Source organism: Amycolatopsis eburnea (assembly GCF_003937945.1).
Lineage (GTDB): Bacteria > Actinomycetota > Actinomycetes > Mycobacteriales > Pseudonocardiaceae > Amycolatopsis > Amycolatopsis eburnea.
The window spans coordinates 29643-51570 of sequence record NZ_RSEC01000055.1 but is presented as its reverse complement, the minus strand read 5'-3'; the positions used below and the strand labels follow the sequence as shown (position 1 = coordinate 51570).

Genomic DNA, 21928 nt, shown 5'->3' with positions numbered 1-21928 from the left:
ATCCTTGGCTGGTTCAGCGGATGACGCGTCAGCAGCCCAACGAAGGAGATCTGCCGAGGCGCGAGCGAGCCGGGCGCGCAATCTTTCCGCGCTTGCTCCACCGACGAGCTCGACGCGACCCGAGAAATGAATTTTCTCGACGCGGGAACGGTCCTGATCGTAACACCATTCGGAGCCGCGCTGACGCGGCACCATTTCCGCTTCCGGGAGGCGATCGCTCCCCGAACCTCCTGCCGAGACTGCCACTTCGACCACCGAGACCAGTGCGGGACCTGGGCGAGACCGGCGAGACTTCGGTTCTCACATCTCGAAACCCATGTCGGGTTGATTGCTCTCAGCGAGACAAGTGAAAAATCCCCGGACGCAATTCATCACGACGGCCGAACGGCCAGCAGTGTGCTCACCAGTGCGCTGGTTTCCTGGTCGAGTTCCACGTCAAGCGACTCCGCGAGGGCGGCGAGTTTGTCGGCGGTCTGGCGGACAGCGGCGAGGTTGCCGGCGCGGTACTCGATGCGGAGCAGGTCTCGGTAGAGGATCTCGCTCACCGGCTCGGCCAACAGCCCACGCATCGCCGCTCGGCGGGCCGCTGGGAGGTCGCCGGCCTTCTGGTACGCGTCAGCCAAGGTGTGAGCGACGTCGACGATCGCGTCGATCATCTCCCGCTGGTGCCAGGAGCTCCACACGTACCGGCCGGGTGGGACACCGTTGAACGGTGTGCCCCGGACCAGGTCCAGAGCTTGCTGCAAGTCCGAGACGCCGTGGTCTCGCTCGGCGAGACCACGGCGAGCGAGGTCTCGGAACTGGTGCCAGTCGGCGGTAAAGGAGCCGGACATCCGGTAGCCGCCGTGGCGGGCGTCGACGTTCGGGACGTACAGCTCGCCGTTCTCGTCGCGGCCGAGCCAGGTTCGGAGCCGGGAGATGTAGCCCTGCCGGGTCGCGGCGGACCACGGTTGGGTGTCGGTGCCGAGTTGCCGCGAGATGTCGTCGGCTGTCACGCCGGGGTGCAGGGCGAGGTACGCGGCCAGTTCGGTCAGGCGGTTGAGCTTCTTGCCCTCCACGGCCTCCGGATCGGCCCCGTGGAGCCGGACAGGGCCCAGTAACTGGAGCGAGGGCACCGACGTCGCAACCGGGCGTCGGTCGACCGAGACCGCGGGTTCCGGAACGTGGACTGCCTCCGGCACGCCGGTCTCCTCCAGCGGAACATTTCGGTACTCGTCGGCCTGGACCTGGTCCGGCTCATCCGCGTCGGCGAGTGCGTCGACGAGTTCGCTGACCTGTACCGGCGAAAGCCGTTGTAGCTCGACGTCTTCGCCCAGGATCTTCACCGCCGTGGACTGACCTGTCGCGTCGAGGTGCCAGGCGTCCGGCAGCGAGAGGTCGTTGTCGAGTGCCGTTACGACAGCGTCGTACCCGCTCGGCGGGAGCCGTCGCGCGACGTCGTCGGTCAGCGGGATGGCCGACAGCAGCACCTGGGGACAGCCCTGGGATGGCTCGAGAGCTTCGTCCCAGCCCGGGGCGAAGCGAAGTCGATCCGGGTGGCGTTCGGCCGACGTCTTGCCCGTACCGACGAGCGTGAGCTGCGTCCGGGCGGCCCATGGAGCTGCGGCGAGGTCCCAGGCCATCGCGAGCACGACGGACTCGGCCGCGTCGCGGTCGCCGCCGAGTGCGAGGACACCGGCCTCGTGCAGGTTGATCAGCACGAGGTCGCGGTCGGCGGTGTGGCCGAGGGAGACCAGGGCCGGGTAGGGCGGTGGGACGTGCTCGCCGTCGAGGTCGGCTGCCGGGTCCAGCTGCCATTCGGCCGGGCGGGTCTGGACGAACGGCGCGATCGGACTGCGGGCCTCGGCGAGCCGGAGCGTGATCCCGTCGGTGCCGATCTTGACCGCTCGCAGGCGTGGCAGATCGGCTCCGGCATGCCGTGCGAGCGTTCGCAGAGCCCGGTCGAGGTCATCGACCGTTCCGGGGCAGGCTGCCGCGCGAAGGTCCTTTTCGAGTCGCCCCGGCTGCTTGTGGCGGATGCGGTGGCCTGGTCGCCGGCGGTGGTGAGCGCGTCGCCGCCGGGCGGCCAGCAGCGTCAGCAGGCCGACGGCGAGGACGCCGCCGACGCTCACCACCGTCACCGACGATCCGTCGTCGGCGTCGGCCGGCGACGCGGCCGAGTTCGACGAGTGGCCGCTCTGGGCGGGTGGCGGCACGCTTGGCGGTGGCGACGGTGGCTTCGCTGGTTGCGATGGCGGGGCCGGAGGTGGTGGTTCGGGGGTCTGGCAAGTCACCGAAGCACGGACGAAAGTGGCAGTCGCGGCTCCGCCGCCACCCGCGGGCTTTGCCGGACGAGGGATGCGCAGGACGTCGCCAGGTCGGATCGAATCGGGGTCGTCCAGGACGCGTCCGGCCAGCTGAGGCCGTCCGCGGTTGAGGTCGAAGATCTCACGGTAGCGTCCGGCGTCACCGAGCTCCTCGCTGGCGATCTGCGACAGCGTCTGGCCGGGGCGCACGACGACTTCTTCGCAGTCGGAGTCCTGCGGTAGCCGCAGAATCCAGCCGGGTCGCAGCAATCCTGGGTTCTGAAGGGAACGGCCGTCAGGTTGGGGAATGCCGCGGTTGAGGTCGAAGACTTCGCGGTAGCGCGCGGAGCTGCCGAGTTCGCCGGCTGCGATCTTCGTCAAGCTGTCGCCGGGCGCGACCACGTGAGTGGGTTGGGCGTCGTCGCCGGTCGGTTCCGCCGCTTCGGCCGCCGTGCCGGTCAGCACGACGAGCAGCAGGGCGGCGGCGATGCGCTGGGCCCAGCCGAAGCCGGGCAGGCGGGGAACGGCCGTCCCGCTGAGCCGGGCGAGCAGCTCCAGGACGATCGCCACGACCAGTTGCAGCCAGGCGATGAGACCGGCGGCGACCAACAGCAGCAGGAAGAGCTGGCCGTTGTCCTCGCCGGTCAGCCATGCGACGGCCTCGGTGGCGGAGGGCACGCGGTCGGGCAGGTATGCAGATCGGACGTGCCACAGCGCCATCGGTGGCACCACAGTGATCGCCAGCAGGATCACCGCCGCAGCCAAGAGCCGGAACGTTCGCATCGGAGTTCTCCTATCCCGCGGACACCACGACGGCCGCGCCGGTGCCGTGCACGGTGAACTCGGCGATGCCGATCGAGCCGAGGAAGACGGTCGAGCGGGTGATCGTGGTGTCGACGACGAGGCGCCGGCCATCCCAGCGCGCCGTCCCGTTGGCTCCGGCCGCAACGAGGTACCGCTGGGCCTCGGCCACGGCCAGCTGCGGGTCCACGTCGGCGTCGGCACCAGCGGCGAGCGCGCGGGCGCGTAGTGCTTGGCCGCCGGCTCGCGCGGCCTCTTCGGCGATCGACGTCGCCTGGGAGTACGCCTGTCCCTTGCGGGTGCCGTCCACTGCGAACCCGACGCCGAGCAGCACCGCGACGCTCAAACCGAGGATCAGCACCGACGCCGACCCGCGATCTCCGCGAAGCGACCTCATGACCGGGCTCCGAACCGATCGATCGGCGAGCGGAACTCCGCGCGGAGCGCCTTCGAGCCGCCGATTCCCGGGACCAGGTCGGCGAGCGGCACGACGCACGTCACGGTCGCGACGACGTATCCGGTCTCGCCGAGCGACTTGGCGAAGTCGCGGGCGTCCACGTTCACGTCCAGGCTGCTGCACGCCAGCTGCTGCTCGGCGAGCACCGCGCGGGCGCGGCGGTCGGCGGTGATCGCGGCTGCTTGGCCGTCGCGGGCGATCGACGCCGCCCGGGCCGCGGAGCGTGCGGCGTCGTCGATGGCCGCGTCGGCTACGAGCAGACGCAGGCCGGCGAGGCCGAGGCCGAAGATCAGGAAGAGCGCGGCGACCCCGACCACCGCCTCGATGGTGACGTCACCCCGCTCGGCGCCCGATTTCATCGGGTCAGCTCCTCGATCGGGCCGGACGAGGTCTGGCGGATCGGGAAGTGCGCGAACGGCACCAGCGAGACGGCTTGCCCGGTGACCGTCACGGTGACGATGCGGCCGTCGGACTCCGCGTGCGCGGCGACGTCGGTCAGCCACGAACCCGTGGCGCGGGTGACGTAGCCGGCCGCGGCGGAGGCGGCGGTTGCGGTGTTCACCGGTGGGAGACGGGCGGCGTGGACGCCATCGCGTGCCGCCTCGAGCGCGACACCGCGGCCGAGCAGTACGACGGCGACCTGGAGGATCGCCCACGCCACCAGCAGGATCGCGCTGAAGATGACGGCCGCGGCGACGTTGTCGTCTCCGCGTTCGCCCGCGAGCATCAGTGGCCGCCGATCAGCGGGAGCTTGCCGTTGACGAACGCCGTGATCCCGGCGCCGATCAGCGTGGCGACCGTGATGCCGAGCGCGGCGTAGAAGGCCTTGGTGATGTTCTCGTCGCCGCGTTCGCCCTCCGCGGCGAACTGGTGCCAGCGGGACTGGAGGTAGAGCCACCAGCACGTGATCTTGCCGAGCATGACCTTTCCCCTTTCAGTTGTGCAGCATCAGGTAGAGGCCGGGGAACGCGAGGAAGACGATGAACGCCAGGCCGAGCAGGGCGACGGGCATGTCCATCCGATCGGACCGGACCGAGGCCCCGGTTTTGCGGTCGGCGAGCTGTTTCTCGTCGAGGGCGGCGGCTTTGGCGCGGAGGGTGTCGACGATGCTGGCACCGTCCTGGCCGGCGCTGGCGATGATGTGCCCGATGTCCTTCAGCTCGCGAACGCCGGTTTCCTCGGCCAGCTCGACGAACCCGGCCCACGGCATCCGGCCGCGCAGCACGGCTTCGTCGATCGCGAGCTTGATCCGGCGGAACGCCCAGCCGTCGCCGAGCGTGGCCGGGTAGCGCAGTGCCTCCACCGGGCCGCGGTCGCCGAGCCGGCCCAACGCGACCAGCCTGCAGTACGCGGCGAGCGCGCCGGTGAACGTCGTCCGGGCGTGCTTGACCTTGCTCTTCAGCAGCATGATCGGCAGCTGCCAGCCGACCAGTGCGCAGCCCACGGACGCGGCCCCGGTCAGGACGATCGGTGGCGCGGCACCGATCAGCGCCAGCACCGTGGTCAGCGCCGGAATCCAGAGTGCACCGCCGAGCAGGAAACCGACTCGCTGGGCCACAAAGGACTCCCGCGACCGCCCGACCAGTGCCAGATCAGCTGGCTTGGCGACCAGCTTGAGCCGATCAGCTTGCATCATCACGAAGTCCGCGCCGCGCGGCGTTTCGCGGAGCACGTCGGCCAGCCGTGGACGGGTCGGCGCGAATCCCGCCACGACCAGCGTCACCCCGATCGCCGCCGTGACAGCCAAAAGGATCAACACGGTCATGACGGCTCCCCACCGAGGAAGCCTGGTGCCGCGGGCTCGACACCAAGGCGGCGCAACCACACCACCGCGACGCCTACGACGCCCAGCACGAGGGCGAGCACCAGCTGCCCGCCGACCGAGCTGTAGACCGCGGTGTAGCTGTCGCTGCCGAAGGCGGCGAACCCGACGAACATCACCGTCCACAGCCCGAGCAGGATCCGGGCCGCGGACCGGCGGCGTGCGCGTTCGGCCTCGGCGTCGCGGCGCGAGGCGACGTCGGCGGCGATCTGCCGGGCCAGCGTCGTGAGCAGTTCCGCCGTGCCGGTCCCTTGCCGGTGCGCGACGCACAACCCGGCTGCCGTGACGTCGCCGATCTGGTCGTCGATGTCGTCGGCGAACCGCAGCAGGGCGTCGTCGACGTTCCAGGTGCGCAGTCGCTGTCCCAGGGTGGTGACCTCGGCGCTGATGGCGGGCGGCACGTCGTGCGCGGAGCCTTGCAGGGCTCCGACGAGGCCCGCGTTTCCGGCGCGCAGGACGTCCGCGAGGCCGCGCAGCCAGTCCTCGAGCGCCTCCAGCCGCTCGATCCGCTGCGTTGCGAGCTTCCCGGCGCCGAACAGCCACGGCAGGAACGCGCCCGCTGCGGCGACGGCAATTCCGGCGACCGGCCAGCCACTGACCAGCCACACCAACGCACCCGCGCCGCACGCCAAGCCCCATCGCACCGAGCCGCGGCGGCGGAGCCAGCGGTGGCCGCGCCGGAACGCCGGCACGGCGTCCGGCTCGCGTCCGTAGAGGCCGAGCGCGATCAGGGTGAGGCCCAGGCCCGCTCCGGCGCCGGCCACGGTCAGGACGAACTCGGTCATGGTCGGCTCCGATCGCTCAGCCAGCCGCCATCGCCGCTGCTCGTGAGCCAGCTGCGGTCGAAGCCGCCACGCTCGTAGTCCTCGATGTCGGTCGGTAAGTTCCCCGTTGGCGCGGACCGCCCATCTGCCGGGGCGAACAGGTAGGTGCGCGCCGGGCGGCCGTACTCCCCCGGTTCGACGGCGACGACTTCGGTGACGTGTCGATCGAGGCGGCCGGGTTCGTGCACGAGGTCGACGTGCACGATCAGGTCGATGGTGTTCGCGACGGCCTCGTAGGCGAACTCCGGGGTCCACGCGGCGTTCGTTTCCAGGCACAGCAACACCATCCGGTGAATCGCCTGCGCGGCGCTGCGTGCGTGCAACGTCGACAGCGACCCGGCGCCGCCGGCGGCGAGCGCGTTGAGCATCGGGACGATCTCGCCGCCGCGGACCTCGCCGACGACCGTGCGGGCGGTGTGCATCCGCAGCGACTGCCACACCAGCCGCGGGAGGTCGACGCCGCCGACCGGCCGGCCATTCTCCCAGCGCTCGGTGTTGCCTTCGCGCTCCTCGAACGCGACCACCGCAGGGAACCGGTCGCGGTGGCGGTGCAGGCCGAGTTCGAACTCCGTCTCCAACGTCGCGAACCGCTCGGTCGCCGGGACCTCCCAGCACAGGGCGCGCAGCAACGTCGTCTTCCCGGCCTTCTGGCGTCCGCAGATCACGACGTTCTTCTCCGCCCGGACGGCCGCGCGCAGCAACGCAAGCTGAGCGGTCGAGATCATCCTGCGCCGCCACAACGCTTCGAGCCCGGCGGTCGGGAGGCGGTGGCGGCGGATCGAGATGTGCGGCCGGTCGGTGACGCCGATCGCCGCCGCGAGTCGTTCGCCGCCGGGCAGTTCCATGTTGAGCAGCGGCCGGGCGTCGTTGATCGTGTGCTCGGTGCGTCCCATCCGCGCGGCGATCCGCTGCAACCACTGCACGACGGCCTGGTCGGTCGACGCGATCCGGGGCGCGCGCTCGACGCGGCCGTCGTGGTAGGACAGCCACACCGGGTCGCTGCCGATGATGTCGATGTTCTCGACCTCGTCGTCTGCCAGCAGCGCCTCGAGCCGGCCGAGGCCGAACATCTCGGCCAGCACGGCCGCGCGGACCGTCTGCTCCTGCGGGAAGTCGAGGAATGGGCGGCCGGAGCCTGCCCATTCCTTGATCACCGTCGCGAGGACGTCGTCGAGCAGGACCTCCGCGACCGCGCGCTCGTCACGCTCCCCCGCCGCGATCTTCTGCCGCACGAGCGGGGCCAGGCGCTGCTGGACCCGGTCGACGACCTCGTCGATCTCCGCGACGTCAACGGACATGGCCGTTCACCACCGGATTGCGCAGCCAGGTCATCCGCTGCATCGCGCGGCGCCCGATTTCGTCGACGGTCTTGCGCGCGTGCGTCAGCAGCGGGGACGTCTCGAACCTCCGGCCTGGCCGGTGCAGGTCCGTGAACTGCGCCGCGCCGACCGGGTCCCACGGCAGGGCGCCGACCACGGACAGCCCGAGTTCCTTGCCGATCTCGCCGTGCGGGTAGCGCTGGTGGCTCCGCGGCTCGGGGTCGGCGAGCAGCACCACGAAACCTTCGTCGTCGAAGACGCCGTGCTCCTCGCGGATGACGTCCACGGCCTTCGCAAACGTTTGCAACGAGCTGCGACAGTTGCGCACCACCGCGACGACCAGGTCGGCCTCGGCGAGCATGGCGGCCGGGGTGGCCCGCGTGCGGAACCGGCCGCAGTCGGCCAGGACGTCGACCGTCTCCAGGTCCAGGAACAACGAGGTCAGCCGCCGCCAATCCAGGCTGTCCGCCTCGCGCGGCGAACCCGTGCCGGGCAGCAGGTGGTGGCGGCCGGTGCCGTCGGGCAGGACGAGCAGCTGGCTCGACATCGCCCGGTGCAGTTCCATCGTCCGCGCCTGCAGCATCAGCTCGAACACGCCTTTACGGCCGTGGCCGCCGTCCGGGTCGAACACGCTCAGCGCGCGACCACCGGTCGGATCGCACTCGGCGACGACCGCGTGCCGCGGCCACACCCAGGCCAGTGCCAACGCCGCGGTCGAGACCCCCGGGCTGCCGTTCACCGAGATGAAGGAGATCAACATGGTGGTCACCGGTCCTTCGGCAGGACGACGATCGCGACGCCACCTGCGGACGCCCGGGAGGCCAGCTGCACGCCGTTCGCATCCGGCACCACGACGTCGACCACCTGTGTCGAGGACGCGTCCCGCTCGGTCACGCTGATCACCGCGCCTCGTACCGGCGGCCACGACTCGGCGCCTGCGCCCACAACACCGGCCGGTACGAGAAGGATCGGCTGGCGTGGCTGCAGCGGCGCCGCCGGCAGCTGCCCCGGCTTCACCGGAACCCCGATCAGCTGCTGCCCGGCACCCGGCACCATCGCCGAGTCCGACACCGCGTCCGGCGTCACGATCTCGCCGGGCTGCAAGTCGGTCGGGGAAGTCCGGCCGACGACGTCGAACCGCCGTTCCCACGGCAGCGGCCGCACGCCCGGGTCCGGCCGAACCTGGACCTCGCGCAGTGCCTCGGCGGTGATGACCTCGCCGTACCGGACCGCGCGAGCGACACCGACCGCGGCGACCGCGTCGTCGGTCGCGCGGAAGATCCAGACTATGCCCGCGGCCGACAGCGCCGACAGCAGGACGCCCAGCAGCACGAGCAGCTTCGAGCGGCGGCGGCGCGGCGGCCGCAACGGTACCGGCGCCGCCGGGACGCCGTGCACTGGCTGCACCCGGGTCGTCATCGCGACCTCCCGGTGTTCAGCGTGCGGATCTCGCGCACCGGCAACCGCGACGACGACGTCAACGCCATCGTCCGGAACGCGCTCTGCCCGCCACCGGACCAGCGGATCTCCCACCGGCTCGTCGCGTTGATCCCCGCCACTCCGCCGCCGGCAAGTGCGCGGTAGACGTGGCCGCAGGTCGGGGACGGCTGTCCGGCCCGGTCATCGGTGAACTCGGTGCCCGGCCCGGGACAGCTGACCGTCGCCCCGTCTCCCATCGACCAGTCGATCTTGGCCAGCGTCGCGGTGGCGGTCACGGTGACCGAGCCCGCGCTCGCCGTCCGCGTCACCGGGCCGACCGTGGCTTCCCGGCGGGCGGTCCACATCCACACCGGGAACCCGATCGTCGCCCCGTGCGGCGAATCCGCCGGTGGCGCGAGCCGGATGTCCGGGGCCGACAACCCCATCTCCGAAATCGCCTGCTCGGCCAGCTCGGCCGGCGACACCTGCGGCACGACGGCCGGCTGCCCGTTCGGGGCGAACACCACCCGCGGCCACCCCTGCAGGGCCCCGCCGCCCTGGCAGATCAACAACTTCAGCGACCCGTCGGACGGCGAATGACCACCCCACAACGGATCCCCGGCCGGCGGCGGAGTCCATGGCTGGTCGACGCACGGCGATTGGGCGGCCGGGTGGCCACCGGCGTGCGGCGTCCGTCCCCGCTGTGGGTTTCCACCGCTCGTTGTTCCGGGCCGTCCGGGGTCGGTGGCCGCGACCCAGCACATCCCGCGGGTGCCCGCCGACGTGCATCCGCCGGGTCCCGCCTGGCCGGACGCCACCCCGGGCAGAGCGGCCGCGAGCAGGCCCGCCGTGAGGAGGCAGCTTCCCTTCAGCATGGTTTCTCCAGACGTGGTTGGACTTGCTGCACCAGCCAGCGGTCGGGGTCCGGGTAGCGCACGACCTGCGCTTCGAATTCGTACCGGCGCGGCTGGTCCGGGTTGTCGAGGTTCCGGCCGGTTTCGCCGGCCTTGTCGCTGACGAGGTGTTCGTCAGTGGCGTCGAGGCAGTCGGTGATGACCACCCGCGGCGGCCGGCCGAGCGACACCGAGGTCGTCTTGGGGCTGCGTCCGTACCGGCCGACGGTGTGCGCCGGCACGGACGCCAGGTTGGCGACCTCGTTCACGTAGTCAGTGAGCGCGGGGTCGGCCATCGCCTTCGCCAGCTCGGACCGCCAGTCCTTCTCCCGCGGCGCGCGCCCGGCCTGTTCGCTGATCTGCCAGTACAGCTCGTAGGCGGCCATCGCGGCTCGAGCGGCTTCGTCCTCGGGTGACGTGGATTTCGGAAGCGAGATCGCCGAAGACGGCACGCTCGGCTTCGGAGCTTCTCCCGCACAACTCACCAGCCCGGCGGAAACGAGCACCAGCGCCGCGACCGAGAACCAATTTTGCACCATTGTCCGACCTTTCTGACGAGTTTCGATCAGGTCATCAAACCGACTCATCGCCATGACGCGGAGAAGAACGGCTCTGTTCACTCGAATGTGTTCAGGCCGGGCCGTAGTAGCCGGGATCGCAGCCGACGCCACCGTTCCACCAGGCGCCCGTCACGCGCCATCTGATGACCGGCTGCAGGTCGGTCACCCCGGGACCGACGCAGTAGTGGTAGATGGCGCCCCAGATGTCCTGGACGTCGAGCATCACGTGCGACCCCGTGCCGCCGTCGCAGTGGCGGTACTTGCCCCATTCCAAGTACCCGCAGCGTTCCTTCACCCGCAGCGGCACAGCGGCGTCGGCGGCCGTGGCCAACGCACTGCCGAACATGGCGATCACCACCGAGCCCGTCGCGACGACCCGAGCCGCAGTGCGAAACATTTTCGACATTCCGTCCTCCAAACCGGTCCAGCAATTTCTTCTGGTTCCGGTTTACCGGCGGACGTCCCACGCACTGCAAACGGTGTATGACGCGGACTTTCAAGTACGCATGGGAATCAGGAGTCGACGGCGGTGAACAGGTCGGATTCCTTGAAGTCCAGCAGTGGCTTGCGCCCGGTGATCGTGCCCTCGGCGAGGTCGGCGGAGAGGCCGTAGTCGAAGAGTTCCGCCCGGATGCGGTACTTGGTGCCGGCGGCGGGTGTCACGGCCCAGCAGCGCCAGGTGATGCCGTCCTCGTCTGCCTTCGGGCTCATGGGACTGACGTTGTCCGGCTGTTTCGGGTCGGCATCGCCCATCCGGCGCTGGTAGCCGAGGTAGTCGACCGCGTGCTCGACCGCGATGTGGTCGATGGTGGCACCGAGCTCCTCGCGCGGCTTGAGATCCGGGGCGATCGCGTAGTCGGCGGTGTAGACCCGACAACGGTCGTCGCCACCAGGCCGACCACCAAGCCCTTCAACGGGAACGGCGGAGCTTCACTCCCGTAGGTTCGTCGCGTCCCAGTCGATGTGGTGCTGCGTCAGCCACGCCGCCGTGTTCCGCGGTCCACCCTTGAGCCGCTTGCGGATCGCGACGTCGCGGATGATCCGTTTGATCGGCCCCGGTGTCGCCGTGCCGCCCATCCGCGCGCTCGTCGCCACCAGCTTCTCGACCCGCTCCCGTCGCTGCGTCTCATAAGCCCGGAACGCCGCCGGCACGTCCGGCTCGTCGCGCAGGCACTTCGCCAGCACGACGGCGTCCTCCATGGCCATCGAGGCGCCGTGCCCGGCGTTCGGCGCCGCGGCGTGCGCGGCGTCCCCGATGACGATCATCGGGCCGGTGTGCCAGCTCGGGGTGGAGGCGATGTCGTAGCCGTTGCTCGCCCGGATCTCCTCCGACGCCTCGACGATCGCGGCCGCGGGTGACCGGTCCCCGCGCAGCAACCTCGTCGCTCGCTTCTTCCACTCCTCGAGCGACGTCTCCACCAGCTCGGCTTTCCGCAGTTCCGGCCCCGGGATGTTGACGAACCACCAGGTCTCGCCGCCGGGCGCCGTGGTGTAGGCGAAGAAGACGCGCTTGCCGTAGATCATCCGGTACACGCCCGGCATCGGCTCGACCGGTGCCCGCTGGGCGTAGCCGCACAGCACGACCGTGCCGGTGTAGCGCGGCTCGGGCGCGTCCGGGTCGATGACGACACGGGTCGCCGAGTGGATGCCGTCCGCGCCGATCAGCAGGTCGCCTTCCTCGCGGGTGCCGTCGGTGAAGACCGCCGCCACACCGCCGTCAGTGTCCACGTCGTCAAGGCGCTTGCCGCGCTCGATCGCGATCCCGCGGCGCTCGGCCTCCTCGTGCAGCACCCGGTACAGCTCGGCGCGCTTGATGGTGTGCGGCCCGTACGCCCCGGCGGAGCCGCCGCCGATCGGCGCTTCGCCGAGCAACCTCCCCGAGCCGCTCCAGAACAGCGCGCGGTCGGCCGGGAAGGACGCGTCCAGCACCGGCTTGTCGGCGTCGATCGCGTGCAGCGCGTCGAAGCCGTTGTTCATGATCGTCATGAACGCGCCGACGTCGTCAGCGCCGTGGGTGTACGCCTCGTACACGACGGAGTCGATGCCCGCCTTCTGCAACGCCATCGCCGCAACCGGTCCGGCGATACCTCCACCGATGATCAACGCCCTGGTCATCCCGCTCCCCTCGTCGCCAACCCCCGCGCCAGCCGAACCAGCTCGCGAACGTCCGCGTCCAACCCTTCGTCCTCCGGCAACGCCACCGGGATCGCCTTCGTAGGCACGGGCTCGCCGGCCGCGTGCGCCCCGAGGGCCTGCTTCAGCCGGCTGGGAAGATCGGCCGCGTCGTCGGTCTGCGTGAGATACGGGCTGATCCGGACCAGGCCGTCGCGGCACTCGACGACCCGGCGGTAGTACCTGCGGTGCGTTCCCCGCAGGCGGAACGCGTCCCGCCAAGGCGCGGCCGGAACGCGATCCAGCGCGTCGTCGGGGAACTGCGAGTGCAGCACCGTCCACAGTGGCGCGAGCTGCCGGTGGAGGCGTCGGTGCCGCCACCAGATCCGCATCGCGCCCAGCCGGGTCGCGCCCGCGGGATATGTGACGCCGAGCAGGAACAGCAGGACGCCCGGCATCAACAGGAAGGTCGCGGCGAACGCCCCCAACGCCGTCCCCGCCGAGCCGGAGTCGTCGGTGGCTCCGACGTCGTAGAGCAACGTCAACACGATCGCCGGTACGAACAGGCAGTTCGCCACGACGATGGCCACCAGGCCGATGGCGGCGATCCGCAGGCCGCGCGCCAGCCTGCCGACGGCCTCGCGCGCGTACCGGTGCGCCCACACCGCGGCCGCGGCGAAGCCGATCGCCATGAACACGTCGGCCGCGATGAAGAACACCGCCACGCTGGGCACCGACTGGTCGTTGGTCCGGACGGACACTGGCGTCGCCAGCGCGGCGACGACAAGCACCGCCTCGGCCGCCAGCAACGGAATCGCGTACCAAACGGCCCTCCGGCGCGCGGCCGCTAGCTCGCGCGCGGAGAACAGGAAGAAGCACACCAGGCTGTAGACCCCGACCAGCAGGAGACCGTGCTGGACCAGCCGGGAGATCATCGGAGGGAGGCCGAGCACGTGCGTGCCCTTGTCGGCCGCGGTGCCGAACGGGAACGCGATCGCCAGGCAGGCCACGAGCGCCGTCACGCTGCGAAGAGCGGTGTTGCGGGGATTGCGGGCGAGCCGCAGCACCAGCCACAGCAGCACGATGGCCGAGACGATGCCGTAGGCGGCGACAACCGGTGTCACAGCCAGCCCAGCCGTCCTTCGAGGGCAGCGTCCATCTGCCGGGCGAGCCCGCTCGTACCCCCGCTGACGACGACCTCGTCCACGACCGACGCCCACTCCAGGATGATCGTCGCCGTCGTCTCGGCCTCACGCTCCTGCTCGGTGTCGTACGAGGTGCGCCTCAGGGCCCGGCGAACGGCGTCCGGCTCGAGATCGGGGTAGCGCTTGCGGAGGCTGTCCGGCGACATGTCGGGGTAGAGCCCGGCGAGCAGTTCGTCGTCGCACGGGTCGCTCTGGTGGCCGGCCAGCAGGTGGCCCAGCTCGTGCAGGATGATGTGGTTCTGGTGCGACTTGCTGGTTTCCTTCTGGTACAGGATGTAGTCGGCCTGGCGGGTACTGATCCACGCGCCGAACGGTCCGGGCACCGGAATTGGGTGCGCCAGCAGGCGAATCGGTTTGCGCCGCTGCTCGCCGACGCGCCGGCACAGCTCCACGACGTCCAGCGGCGGACGGATGCCGAGCTCGTTCAGCAACCGGCGGCACCGCCGCCGGAGCAACCGCTCGTTCATCGCTCCCCTCCCCTGCTCACTCGTTCGCTTCGCGCTCCTGCTCGGCCTGCTGATCGCGGTAGACGACGTCGAGCAGGTCCATCACCAGCTGCCGGCGGTGCGGCGACAGCTCGCCGGCCCGCATCGCGATGCGCTGCGCTTCGTTGTCACCGGCCTGCGCCTTGAGGCGGTCCCGCTCGTCGGCGAGTTCCCGCAGCTGCTGGTCGACGCGGCCGGTGACGTCGTCGTCGAAGAAGTAGTTGAACGGTACGCCGAAGTACTTCGCGAGCCCCTCGACGTGCTTGATCGTCGGGTTGTCCCGCTTCCGCTTGCGCAGCTGCCAGATGTAGGTGCCGGAGATCTTGGTTCCGGTGGCCGTGATCGACTCCGCGACGAAGTCGTTGCTGTACTCGTCGCCGTCCGGCGACTTCGTGACGGCGAACAGGTGGTTCAGCTTGTCCGCGAAGTCGCGTCGCTCGGGACGTTCGGCCATCGTCCCCCTCCTCAGCTCCCCTTCGAAAGTACCGCCGAAACCGCGCCTTAACTCAGATTAAGACCTGATCAGGTGAATGACTGTTCGACAGTTGAGACACGACCTGCGAAAACTTAAGATCAACAGCCTGGGGTGATCGAACCGGGGAGGGCCGATGACTCGACCGACGACACAGGCGATCACCGCCGAGGACGCCGAGCGGCTGCGCAAGCTGCACGACGCGAAGCAGCTCTTCGGCGGCGACTGGATGACAGCGATCCTGCTGGCTTTGAAGAGCGGGCCGAAGCACTACACCGAATTGCTCGGCATGGTCGGCTCGCTCAACGACGCCGCCGCGGCGAACAGCTGGTCCGGCCGGCCGCGAGTCCTGCACGCCAGCGTCCTCACCCGCACGCTGAAGACGATGACCGCCGACCGCCTGATCGTCCGGCACCAGGAGCCTGGCGTCTTCCCGCCGTCGGTCGTCTACACGCTCACTTCGGATACCCGGGAGGCGCTCGACGCGATGCAGCCACTGGCCGACTGGGTCAGCCGGCACGGCGACATCGTTGAACAGGCCCGGCATCGCCGAACCCTCGGTGCTCGCCGGTCCGCTTGAGCGTTTTCACAGCTGCGCGAGGGTTCCGCCAACGAGGGCGACCGCGACCATCGACGGCCCCATCGGCACCTGGCCGTCGCGGAACGAGAATTTGCCGAGCAGAACGCCCACGAGTCCGGCCACCGCGGTAACGACGTAGGCCGCGATGAAGCCGCCCAGCACCCACGTCCAGCCGAACCAGCCGAGCAGGATCCCGACGCTCGGCGCGAGCTTGACGTCCCCGGGTCCCGGCTGTCCGGTAAGCAGGTACGAAAGCAGCAGCACTGCTCCCCAGGCGGCGCCACCGGCGAGCGCTCGGAGCCCGGCTTGGTGGCCGATGATCGCGGCGACCACGACGACCCCGCACAGCGGGAGGCTCAGCCGGTCCGGAATCCGGTGCTCCACGACGTCGACCGCCGCGGCCGGGATGCCCAGCACGACGAAGGCCGCGCCGAACGCGATCGCCGCCGGCGTCCAGAGCGCTACCGCGGCTCCGGCGACCGGCGCGATCGCGACGACGTACCAGCTCGGGACCTTGGTGTCAGCCGTCCAGCGCAGGAGACGAACGAGCAGGGGCGTGAGCGCCAGGCCGACGACAAGCCCGATCGCCAGCCGCACCATCGTCGCCATCCGGCACCCATCCCACGATCACTGGATCCGAGATGATCATCGTAGGGACGAAGCCGCTGGTCCGCTCGGGCATCAGCTCCCGCAAACCGACTTCGGACGCAGCTCGGGAAAGCCGTCAGGCGCCCCGCTGACGTCTTCAGCGAGGACGTGCAGTTCGAACCGCGCCGTGTCGAAGCCGCCGGCTTCCCAGGCGAGATCGCTGTCGCCGATCCGCCATTCCCGGCCGGTGGCCCGCTCCCTCAGCAACCACGCCACAACGACCTCCCGGCTCCACGATCCGACCACGACGTGGCGAACCTATCAGATCGCTAGAACATGCGTTCGATCCACGCTCATGTCGCGACCCACGAAGCACCGTCTCCTCGCCGCAGCGACCCCACCCGTCGTTCCAGTTCGACGGCCGCGGCGTTGTCCCCGCGCGCAGCGCGCCGCAGGAAGCTGCTCAGCGTGTGGAGGTCGCGGATTCGCACGAGTGTGTCGATTCCGGCCCAGTCGCGGGGGTCATAGCCGTAAGCCGCGGCGAAGGCGTCCAGTTCGGCGGTCGAGCGTCCGAACCGAAGACCGCCGTGGACGGTGTTGGCCAGGTCGAGCTCGCGAGGGCCCCAAGCCGGCTCGTCCCAGTCGCCGAGCCGGACGTCGGGACCGTCCCACAGGGTGTTGCCGGGGTAGGCGTCCCCGTGGATGAACCCGACTCCGAGCGGGAAGGTCAGCTGGTGGAAGTCCTCAAGCAGACGTGCGCGCTCCTCGATCAGCCATTGCCGGTCCTGTTCCGGCAGCGCCAGGTCGGCCGCGACGACTTCCGCGAACGAGGACAACGGTGCTGCGGGCGGCAGCTCGATCGGCGGATCAGGAAGGCGGTGCAGTCGGTGCAGCAGGCCGCCGAGGTGGCCCGCGGAGGGAACTCCACGCTCATTCTGCGGGTAAAACCGCCAGAACGTGACCACATGATCGCCGAACTCGACAGGCTGCTCGACTTCGGCCGGCTGGGTGCAGGGAAAGCCGTGTTCGACCAGCCAGAGCGTGAGCCGGACAGCTCGGGTCGCTCGATCCCGTTCGGCCTTCGAAGCAATTTTCACGACGACGCCGGAGCTGCCGGCGAACGGGAGGAGGTACACGTCGTTGGCGTGGTTACGCAGGGGCGTCGCGCCAGCGAGGTCGAGACCCGCACGGCGGCAGGCGGCATCGAGCACTTCCGGCAGAACGAGGTCAGGCACATCCCGATGGTAGAGCGCGGGGTCGTTCGACGAGGTAGCCGGTGAGGCCGTCCGACAGCTCGCGGGCGGCGCGGTGCTGGCGGCCGGCCAGCTGCCTTGCCCGGTCACGGAGCGTGGTGACCGCCTCGTCGAGCTGACTGATCCTCTCCGCCGGGGGCAAGTCGAGAATCTGCGTGACCGACGCCGCCGCCCCGTCGAAGTCGTCCCGGCCGAGGCACGCGTGCGCGTGGTCCAAGCGCGCCAGGGCCAAGTCACCGTACGACCGCTCCTCCGGCGAGCCTGTCTCGTAGGCCCGGATCGCCTGAGCGGAAAACCGTTGCGCCGCATCGTGTTCGCCGAGGAGCGCGTACGTTCCGCCGACGTAGTAGACCTTTTTGGTCGTCGGGAACGACAGCAATCCACCGAAGCCCTCCACCGAGTCCGCGGAAGCGAATCCCCGTTCCGGGAGTTCGTCGAGACGGGCGAGCAGTTCATGCGCCGTGTCAGGTCGTCCCGCGCGCGCCGCGGAACGCGCGGCGATGGCCAGCAGGCGCTGCCGCGTCTGGAGACCGGCGTCGTACTGCAACCCTTTCAGGGCATCGGTCACCGCGGCGGCCGGCCGCCGGGACCATTCGTGGAACAAGGCCGAAGAACCGCACGTCCAGGCGCGCAGCGCGGTGCTGTCCACCGCGGTCGCCAGCGTCGCCGCGGCCCGGAGATGCTTCAGAGCCGCGCCGTGATCACCCAGGTTCTGGCTCGCGTGGGCGAGCAGTATCGAAGTGACTCCGGCAAGGAACATCAGGTCGTGGGTCTGGCTGGGACGCTGAGGCGTCCGCAATGCCTGCGTCAGGGTGTTCTGAACGTGTCGCAGGTCCTCGAAGACGGCGGGCAGCGGGGCATGAACATACTCGACAGCCAGCCGGCCCAGCTCAGCTCGCTGGTACTCGATCAGGTCGGCATCCGAGCCCAACGCCGCGACCTCGTTGGCCAGCTGTTCGGCCTGTGCAGCCGAATCGACGACCTGCGCGCGCGGTTCGCCTGCCGTCCAGACCTGCGGCACTTCACCCGCCCGCTGGTGAAACTGCGCTCGCACGGCGGGCGAAGCTTTCGCCAACGCCACCGACAGCAGGTCTTGTGCCTCGCGCCCCGGGTTTCGCGGATTGGTCTTCCGGTTCCACTTGGCCACCGTCGACCGGGACAGTCCCAGGTATTCGGCGAACTCGCCGAGGGTGTACCCCATGGCCGCACACAATGCGGCCGCGCGCTGGGCGGTCCATTCTTCCATGGTCGTCCCCCGTCATTGTCTGTCGCTCAGTGTGAACGAAGCCTCGTTCGAGGGCAACGGACAGGCCCCGAAGAGGCCCCGTTTGTGCCCGCCCCGGCCCCCGGAGGCCCGATCTTCGCTTCCCCAGCCGCCAGCTGTTGATCACGCTGTAAGACATGGACAGCAGCGAACGAGGTGAAGAGAACGAATGGCCCTCGGCCACCTACCTGCGTTATGCGGAGGAAGCCGAATACGTTCACCTCTGCCGCGTCCTGAACGGGCTGCGCCGCCTGTCCTCTTCGGACGCACCACGACCCTCGACCGGAGTTCCCATGTCCCGCGACACCACGAAACTCCTCGACGCGATCGAAGCAACACAGTGGCAGATCGGCCTGCTCGCCGTTCAGCTGCAGGACGGTACCGCGACTTCGGACGAGGAGCACCGAGTCGCCGACAAGGTCGAGGAACTGCTGGACCTCCTCCAGTCCCATGCGGCTGACGTCACCGCGGGCGTCATCCCGGCCCCGCAGTATCACCTTCTCACGGAACGGCGTTCGGCATGACCGACGGACCTTCACGTTGCCCTGGCCTCTATGTGCTCGGCTGCGCGCTACGAGAGCTTCGCGAAAGCCGAGGTATGAGCCTCCGCGAACTGGCCGGCAAACTGGGGTTCAGCCCGCCCAGCCTCTCCAACTGGGAAACCGGAGAGCGGTCGATCGAGTCCGGACAGTTGGGCTGGATTCTCGGCTATCTACGGGTCTCCCCCGCCGAACGCCAGCTCTTGATGCAGCTTCACCGGCAATCCGAGCGCACGAGCCATGTCGAAATCCTCACGCCGGGCGAGCCCAGCCTTCAGGGCGTGTATGAACGGCACGCGCTTCACACGTTCCAATGGGCCCCGCACGTCGTGCCGGACCTTCTGCAGACGTCCGCGTACGCACACGCGGTCCTGGGACACGTCGTTCAGGCGGACGACGTCGACCAGGAGATCCTGACCCGGCAGGTCCGGCAGCTCGAACGAGATCGGCGGCACCGGCACACCGTCTTGCTGGGCGCGGCGGCGGTGAACCACGAACTCGTTCCTCCGGAGGTTCGGCACGCCCAGCGGGACCACATCACCGCGCTGGCCGACCGGGGCCTGGTGAAGGCCGGCGTGGTCAAGGAGAACCTGGGCTCCGCCGGAACGACCAAGCCCTTCGTCATTTACCTGACCGAGAACAACGTCTCCACTGTTGTTCTGCCGCACGAGCACACGGCCGTCTACCTGTCCGATTCGGTCAGCGTGCGGCGCTACTGGTCCACTTTCACGGCTCTGCAAGAAAATTCGGTCGGCTACGGGACGTTGGCCGACGCGTGTTGAGCGGCCCGACCGGGGGCTGGTAGTGGATGAGATCGGCCGGAAGCTCTGGACCGCGAAAGCCGTTTCACCTGCCCGCGGCCGCGAACACCACCGACAACGGTTCGGCCAGGACCGCCCGAGCGGCAGGTATACGACGTTATACAGACCGCTCGCCTGACCTAACGGCAGCCACCCAGCAGGATTACATAAGAGCTATTATCGGCGTCGGCCGCTCCCCGCCACGCAGGTGATCGACGAACGCCTCACCCTCAGTTGGTGTCGCGCGGCGCCGACCACCGGCTCTCAGCTTCGGCCTCACGGGGATCGGTCAGCGCTGGTCCTCGACGCGCAGAGCCGCCTGCTCGGGCCCTGCGGCCGAGCCGGAAAGGGCCCCACTTCGCCAGGCTCGGTGTCGACCGGCGAATCGTTACCTTCGACCGTCTGCGCCCGGGTCTCCTCCCTGGACGGCGCACCGGCGTCCGGGTCGTCCCGTTCCCGGCAACGCGGATCTCCGCCGCCATCGAACCGCCGAAACGCCCGCACGAGTCCCGATATCCTTCGGCGTACTGCCGATCGACCACGTCCTCTCCGGACAGTTCAGCGTCGAGACCCACAGGCACGGCCGGGTCCGGGCACTCCTGGGCAGTCGCATCCCCAGCAGGTGGGTACGCCTTCCTCCCGCGGCGTCATGTCGAAGCGGTCGCGAGTACCTGCCGACGGCGCAGTGGAACGCTTCGCCGAGGCGCCTCAAGGGCCGAGTTCTGGTCGCCGGCGACCTGGAGACGCTGAAGAGAACTGATTCTTGACCTTCAGGTCAAGAATCGTCTACGGTATTGCCATGGGCCGACCACGCACCTTCGATGACAACGAGGTCATCGATCGTGCGATGGAGACGTTCTGGACCCACGGCTACGCCGAGACGTCACCCTCCATGCTCGTCGAGGCGACGGGGGTGGCAAAAGGCAGCCTCTACAACGCATTCGGCAGCAAGCGTGCGTTGTTCGACCGAGCGTTGGCCCGGTACGACCGGATGGGCGCCGAGTCCGTCGAACGACTGCTGTCCGGACCCGGGACCACCCACGAGGTCTTTCGCGCTTTTCTACGAGGTCTGGTCGACGCCGACCTGGCGAACGAACGCCGAGGATGCCTGAACGTCAACACCACCGTCGAACTCGCGCACCACGACCCTGCGATCGCTCGCGCAATGCTGCGAGCCCAAGAACGGACCCTCGGGGTGATCGCCGCCCGGATCGACCGTGGGCGGCGCGACGGCGACGTCGACCCTGATCTCGACGTCCAAGCCACCACGGACCTGCTGGGAGCAGTGATTTCGGGCCTGCGCGTACTCATCAGGATTCACGACGCCACCAGGCTGCACCGCGTCATCGACGCCGCACTGACCTGCCTCTGATCTCCCCCGGCGCCGGCCGTCATCGCTCTCGCCTGCGCGGTGCCCGACATCGGCCGCATCCATCCACCACAGAGAAACGAGTTCAGTTGTGTCCACTCCCCTGAAGGGCAAGGTCGCGCTCATCACCGGCGGCAGCAACGGCATCGGAAGAGCGATCGCCGAACGGCTCGCCCGCGACGGCGCCACGGTCGCCATCACCTACGCCCGTGACGGGGCCGCGGCGAAAGACACCGTCGCCGGCATCGAAGGCGATGGCGGACAGGCTTTCGCACTGCAGCTGGAACTCGGCCGGCCCGATGACGCCACCCGTCTCTGGGCGGCGTTCGACGACGCCGGGCAGAGCCACGTGCCGGACGGCAAGCTCGACATTCTCATCCACAACGCCGCCGCCGGCAGTTTCGCCACGCTGGCCGAGCTGACCGAGGAGAACTATGACAAGGTCTTCGCCGTGAACGTGCGAGCACCCTTCTTCATCACGCAGGCCGCGCTGCCCCGGCTGCGCGACGGCGGACGGGTCATCAATATCTCCAGTCTTGCGGCCACGCTCGCGACGCCGGAGACGATCGCCTACAGCGCCAGCAAGGGCGCGTTGGACGCGTTCACCCTCTCCCTGGCCAAGGGCCTTGGCCCTCGAGGCATCACGGTCAACTCGGTGTCGCCCGGCATCATCCTCACCAGGAACCACACCCGCCTGATCGAGAACCCCGATGCCGCCGCGCAGCAGGCCAGCCGGGTCGCGCTCGGACGACTCGGCCTGCCCGAGGACGTGGCCGATATCGTCGCCTTCCTCGCCTCCGACGACTCGCGCTGGGTGACCGCCCAGGTCATCGACGCCACCGGGGGCACCGAAATCTGATCGTGCGGCCCCCGCTCCCGCG

The 21928-nt window shown here is 69.6% G+C and carries 27 protein-coding genes; 5 read left to right on the top strand and 22 right to left on the bottom strand.

The window, feature by feature from the left end; translation table 11 throughout:
• Positions 1-371: 371 nt before the first annotated feature.
• The 18 genes from EIY87_RS24870 to EIY87_RS24785 all read right to left on the bottom strand — a co-directional run bounded on the left by EIY87_RS24870 (position 372) and on the right by EIY87_RS24785 (position 14636).
• On the bottom strand, positions 372-3068 hold the full coding sequence (locus tag EIY87_RS24870) for a BTAD domain-containing putative transcriptional regulator (RefSeq protein ID WP_125312308.1): 2697 nt from the start codon (positions 3066-3068) through the stop codon (positions 372-374).
• A gap of 10 nt (positions 3069-3078) precedes the next feature.
• A complete protein-coding gene (locus EIY87_RS24865; protein ID WP_125312307.1) occupies positions 3079-3483 on the bottom strand; it encodes a hypothetical protein in 405 nt (134 codons plus the stop codon).
• Positions 3480-3902 carry a hypothetical protein gene (locus EIY87_RS24860; RefSeq protein WP_125312306.1) on the bottom strand — a complete coding sequence of 141 codons (423 nt, stop codon included), beginning with the start codon at positions 3900-3902 and terminating at the stop codon, positions 3480-3482. Before EIY87_RS24860 ends, EIY87_RS24865 begins: the two co-directional genes overlap by 4 nt.
• On the bottom strand, positions 3899-4270 hold the full coding sequence (locus EIY87_RS24855; RefSeq protein ID WP_125312305.1) for a hypothetical protein: 372 nt from the start codon (positions 4268-4270) through the stop codon (positions 3899-3901). The genes EIY87_RS24860 and EIY87_RS24855 overlap by 4 nt, the downstream gene beginning before the upstream one ends.
• Positions 4270-4464: a hypothetical protein gene (locus tag EIY87_RS24850; RefSeq protein WP_125312304.1), complete on the bottom strand. Its 195-nt coding sequence runs from the start codon at positions 4462-4464 to the stop codon at positions 4270-4272. Before EIY87_RS24850 ends, EIY87_RS24855 begins: the two co-directional genes overlap by 1 nt.
• A 13-nt stretch (positions 4465-4477) precedes the next feature.
• The gene (locus EIY87_RS24845; protein WP_125312303.1) at positions 4478-5308 is read right to left on the bottom strand and encodes a type II secretion system protein; all 831 of its coding nucleotides are present in this window, start codon (positions 5306-5308) and stop codon (positions 4478-4480) included.
• Positions 5305-6150, bottom strand: coding sequence for a type II secretion system F family protein (locus EIY87_RS24840; protein ID WP_125312302.1), 846 nt, complete (start codon positions 6148-6150; stop codon positions 5305-5307). Before EIY87_RS24840 ends, EIY87_RS24845 begins: the two co-directional genes overlap by 4 nt.
• The gene (locus tag EIY87_RS24835) at positions 6147-7487 is read right to left on the bottom strand and encodes a CpaF family protein (RefSeq protein ID WP_125312301.1); all 1341 of its coding nucleotides are present in this window, start codon (positions 7485-7487) and stop codon (positions 6147-6149) included. Before EIY87_RS24835 ends, EIY87_RS24840 begins: the two co-directional genes overlap by 4 nt.
• Positions 7477-8268: a hypothetical protein gene (locus EIY87_RS24830; protein WP_225440042.1), complete on the bottom strand. Its 792-nt coding sequence runs from the start codon at positions 8266-8268 to the stop codon at positions 7477-7479. Before EIY87_RS24830 ends, EIY87_RS24835 begins: the two co-directional genes overlap by 11 nt.
• 5 nt (positions 8269-8273) lie before the next feature.
• Complete coding sequence (locus EIY87_RS24825) at positions 8274-8927, bottom strand: SAF domain-containing protein (protein WP_125312299.1); 654 nt, start codon at positions 8925-8927, stop codon at positions 8274-8276.
• Complete coding sequence (locus EIY87_RS24820) at positions 8924-9454, bottom strand: hypothetical protein (RefSeq protein WP_225440031.1); 531 nt, start codon at positions 9452-9454, stop codon at positions 8924-8926. The genes EIY87_RS24825 and EIY87_RS24820 overlap by 4 nt, the downstream gene beginning before the upstream one ends.
• A gap of 341 nt (positions 9455-9795) precedes the next feature.
• Positions 9796-10413 carry a hypothetical protein gene (locus EIY87_RS48450; protein WP_225440030.1) on the bottom strand — a complete coding sequence of 206 codons (618 nt, stop codon included), beginning with the start codon at positions 10411-10413 and terminating at the stop codon, positions 9796-9798.
• Positions 10414-10450: 37 nt separating this feature from the next.
• Entirely contained in the window at positions 10451-10777 is a 327-nt protein-coding gene (locus tag EIY87_RS24810; protein ID WP_125312298.1) for a DUF6355 family natural product biosynthesis protein, read from the bottom strand.
• Between the two features lie 116 nt (positions 10778-10893).
• Positions 10894-11091 carry a hypothetical protein gene (locus tag EIY87_RS24805; RefSeq protein WP_125312297.1) on the bottom strand — a complete coding sequence of 66 codons (198 nt, stop codon included), beginning with the start codon at positions 11089-11091 and terminating at the stop codon, positions 10894-10896.
• A gap of 219 nt (positions 11092-11310) precedes the next feature.
• On the bottom strand, positions 11311-12495 hold the full coding sequence (locus EIY87_RS24800) for an FAD-dependent oxidoreductase (protein ID WP_125312296.1): 1185 nt from the start codon (positions 12493-12495) through the stop codon (positions 11311-11313).
• A complete protein-coding gene (locus EIY87_RS24795) occupies positions 12492-13616 on the bottom strand; it encodes an MAB_1171c family putative transporter (protein ID WP_125312295.1) in 1125 nt (374 codons plus the stop codon). The genes EIY87_RS24800 and EIY87_RS24795 overlap by 4 nt, the downstream gene beginning before the upstream one ends.
• Entirely contained in the window at positions 13613-14164 is a 552-nt protein-coding gene (locus tag EIY87_RS24790) for a hypothetical protein (protein ID WP_125312294.1), read from the bottom strand. The genes EIY87_RS24795 and EIY87_RS24790 overlap by 4 nt, the downstream gene beginning before the upstream one ends.
• A gap of 16 nt (positions 14165-14180) precedes the next feature.
• On the bottom strand, positions 14181-14636 hold the full coding sequence (locus EIY87_RS24785) for a helix-turn-helix domain-containing protein (protein WP_125312293.1): 456 nt from the start codon (positions 14634-14636) through the stop codon (positions 14181-14183).
• Positions 14637-14790: 154 nt separating this feature from the next.
• Between EIY87_RS24785 and EIY87_RS24780 the strand changes: the two genes are divergently transcribed.
• Positions 14791-15234, top strand: a complete 444-nt coding sequence (locus EIY87_RS24780) for a winged helix-turn-helix transcriptional regulator (protein WP_125312292.1) — start codon at positions 14791-14793, stop codon at positions 15232-15234.
• A gap of 6 nt (positions 15235-15240) precedes the next feature.
• Here the strand turns inward: EIY87_RS24780 and EIY87_RS24775 are convergent, their stop codons facing one another.
• The 4 genes from EIY87_RS24775 to EIY87_RS48445 form a co-directional block, all read right to left on the bottom strand.
• Positions 15241-15843 (bottom strand): prepilin peptidase, encoded by a 603-nt coding sequence (locus EIY87_RS24775; RefSeq protein WP_225440029.1) that lies wholly within the window; start codon positions 15841-15843, stop codon positions 15241-15243.
• Between the two features lie 72 nt (positions 15844-15915).
• Positions 15916-16098 carry a hypothetical protein gene (locus tag EIY87_RS24770; RefSeq protein WP_125312291.1) on the bottom strand — a complete coding sequence of 61 codons (183 nt, stop codon included), beginning with the start codon at positions 16096-16098 and terminating at the stop codon, positions 15916-15918.
• Positions 16099-16175: 77 nt separating this feature from the next.
• Positions 16176-17057, bottom strand: a complete 882-nt coding sequence (locus EIY87_RS24765; protein WP_225440028.1) for a phosphotransferase enzyme family protein — start codon at positions 17055-17057, stop codon at positions 16176-16178.
• On the bottom strand, positions 17050-18321 hold the full coding sequence (locus tag EIY87_RS48445) for a hypothetical protein (protein ID WP_225440027.1): 1272 nt from the start codon (positions 18319-18321) through the stop codon (positions 17050-17052). The genes EIY87_RS24765 and EIY87_RS48445 overlap by 8 nt, the downstream gene beginning before the upstream one ends.
• A 155-nt stretch (positions 18322-18476) precedes the next feature.
• On the opposite strand from EIY87_RS48445, the gene EIY87_RS24760 reads away from it, so the two are divergent.
• The 4 genes from EIY87_RS24760 to EIY87_RS24745 all read left to right on the top strand — a co-directional run bounded on the left by EIY87_RS24760 (position 18477) and on the right by EIY87_RS24745 (position 21906).
• Entirely contained in the window at positions 18477-18863 is a 387-nt protein-coding gene (locus EIY87_RS24760) for a hypothetical protein (RefSeq protein WP_125312290.1), read from the top strand.
• On the top strand, positions 18860-19660 hold the full coding sequence (locus tag EIY87_RS24755; protein ID WP_125312289.1) for a helix-turn-helix domain-containing protein: 801 nt from the start codon (positions 18860-18862) through the stop codon (positions 19658-19660). The genes EIY87_RS24760 and EIY87_RS24755 overlap by 4 nt, the downstream gene beginning before the upstream one ends.
• A gap of 817 nt (positions 19661-20477) precedes the next feature.
• Positions 20478-21050 (top strand): TetR/AcrR family transcriptional regulator, encoded by a 573-nt coding sequence (locus tag EIY87_RS24750; protein ID WP_125312288.1) that lies wholly within the window; start codon positions 20478-20480, stop codon positions 21048-21050.
• 88 nt (positions 21051-21138) lie between these two features.
• Positions 21139-21906 (top strand): SDR family NAD(P)-dependent oxidoreductase, encoded by a 768-nt coding sequence (locus tag EIY87_RS24745; protein ID WP_125312287.1) that lies wholly within the window; start codon positions 21139-21141, stop codon positions 21904-21906.
• Positions 21907-21928 lie beyond the last annotated feature (22 nt).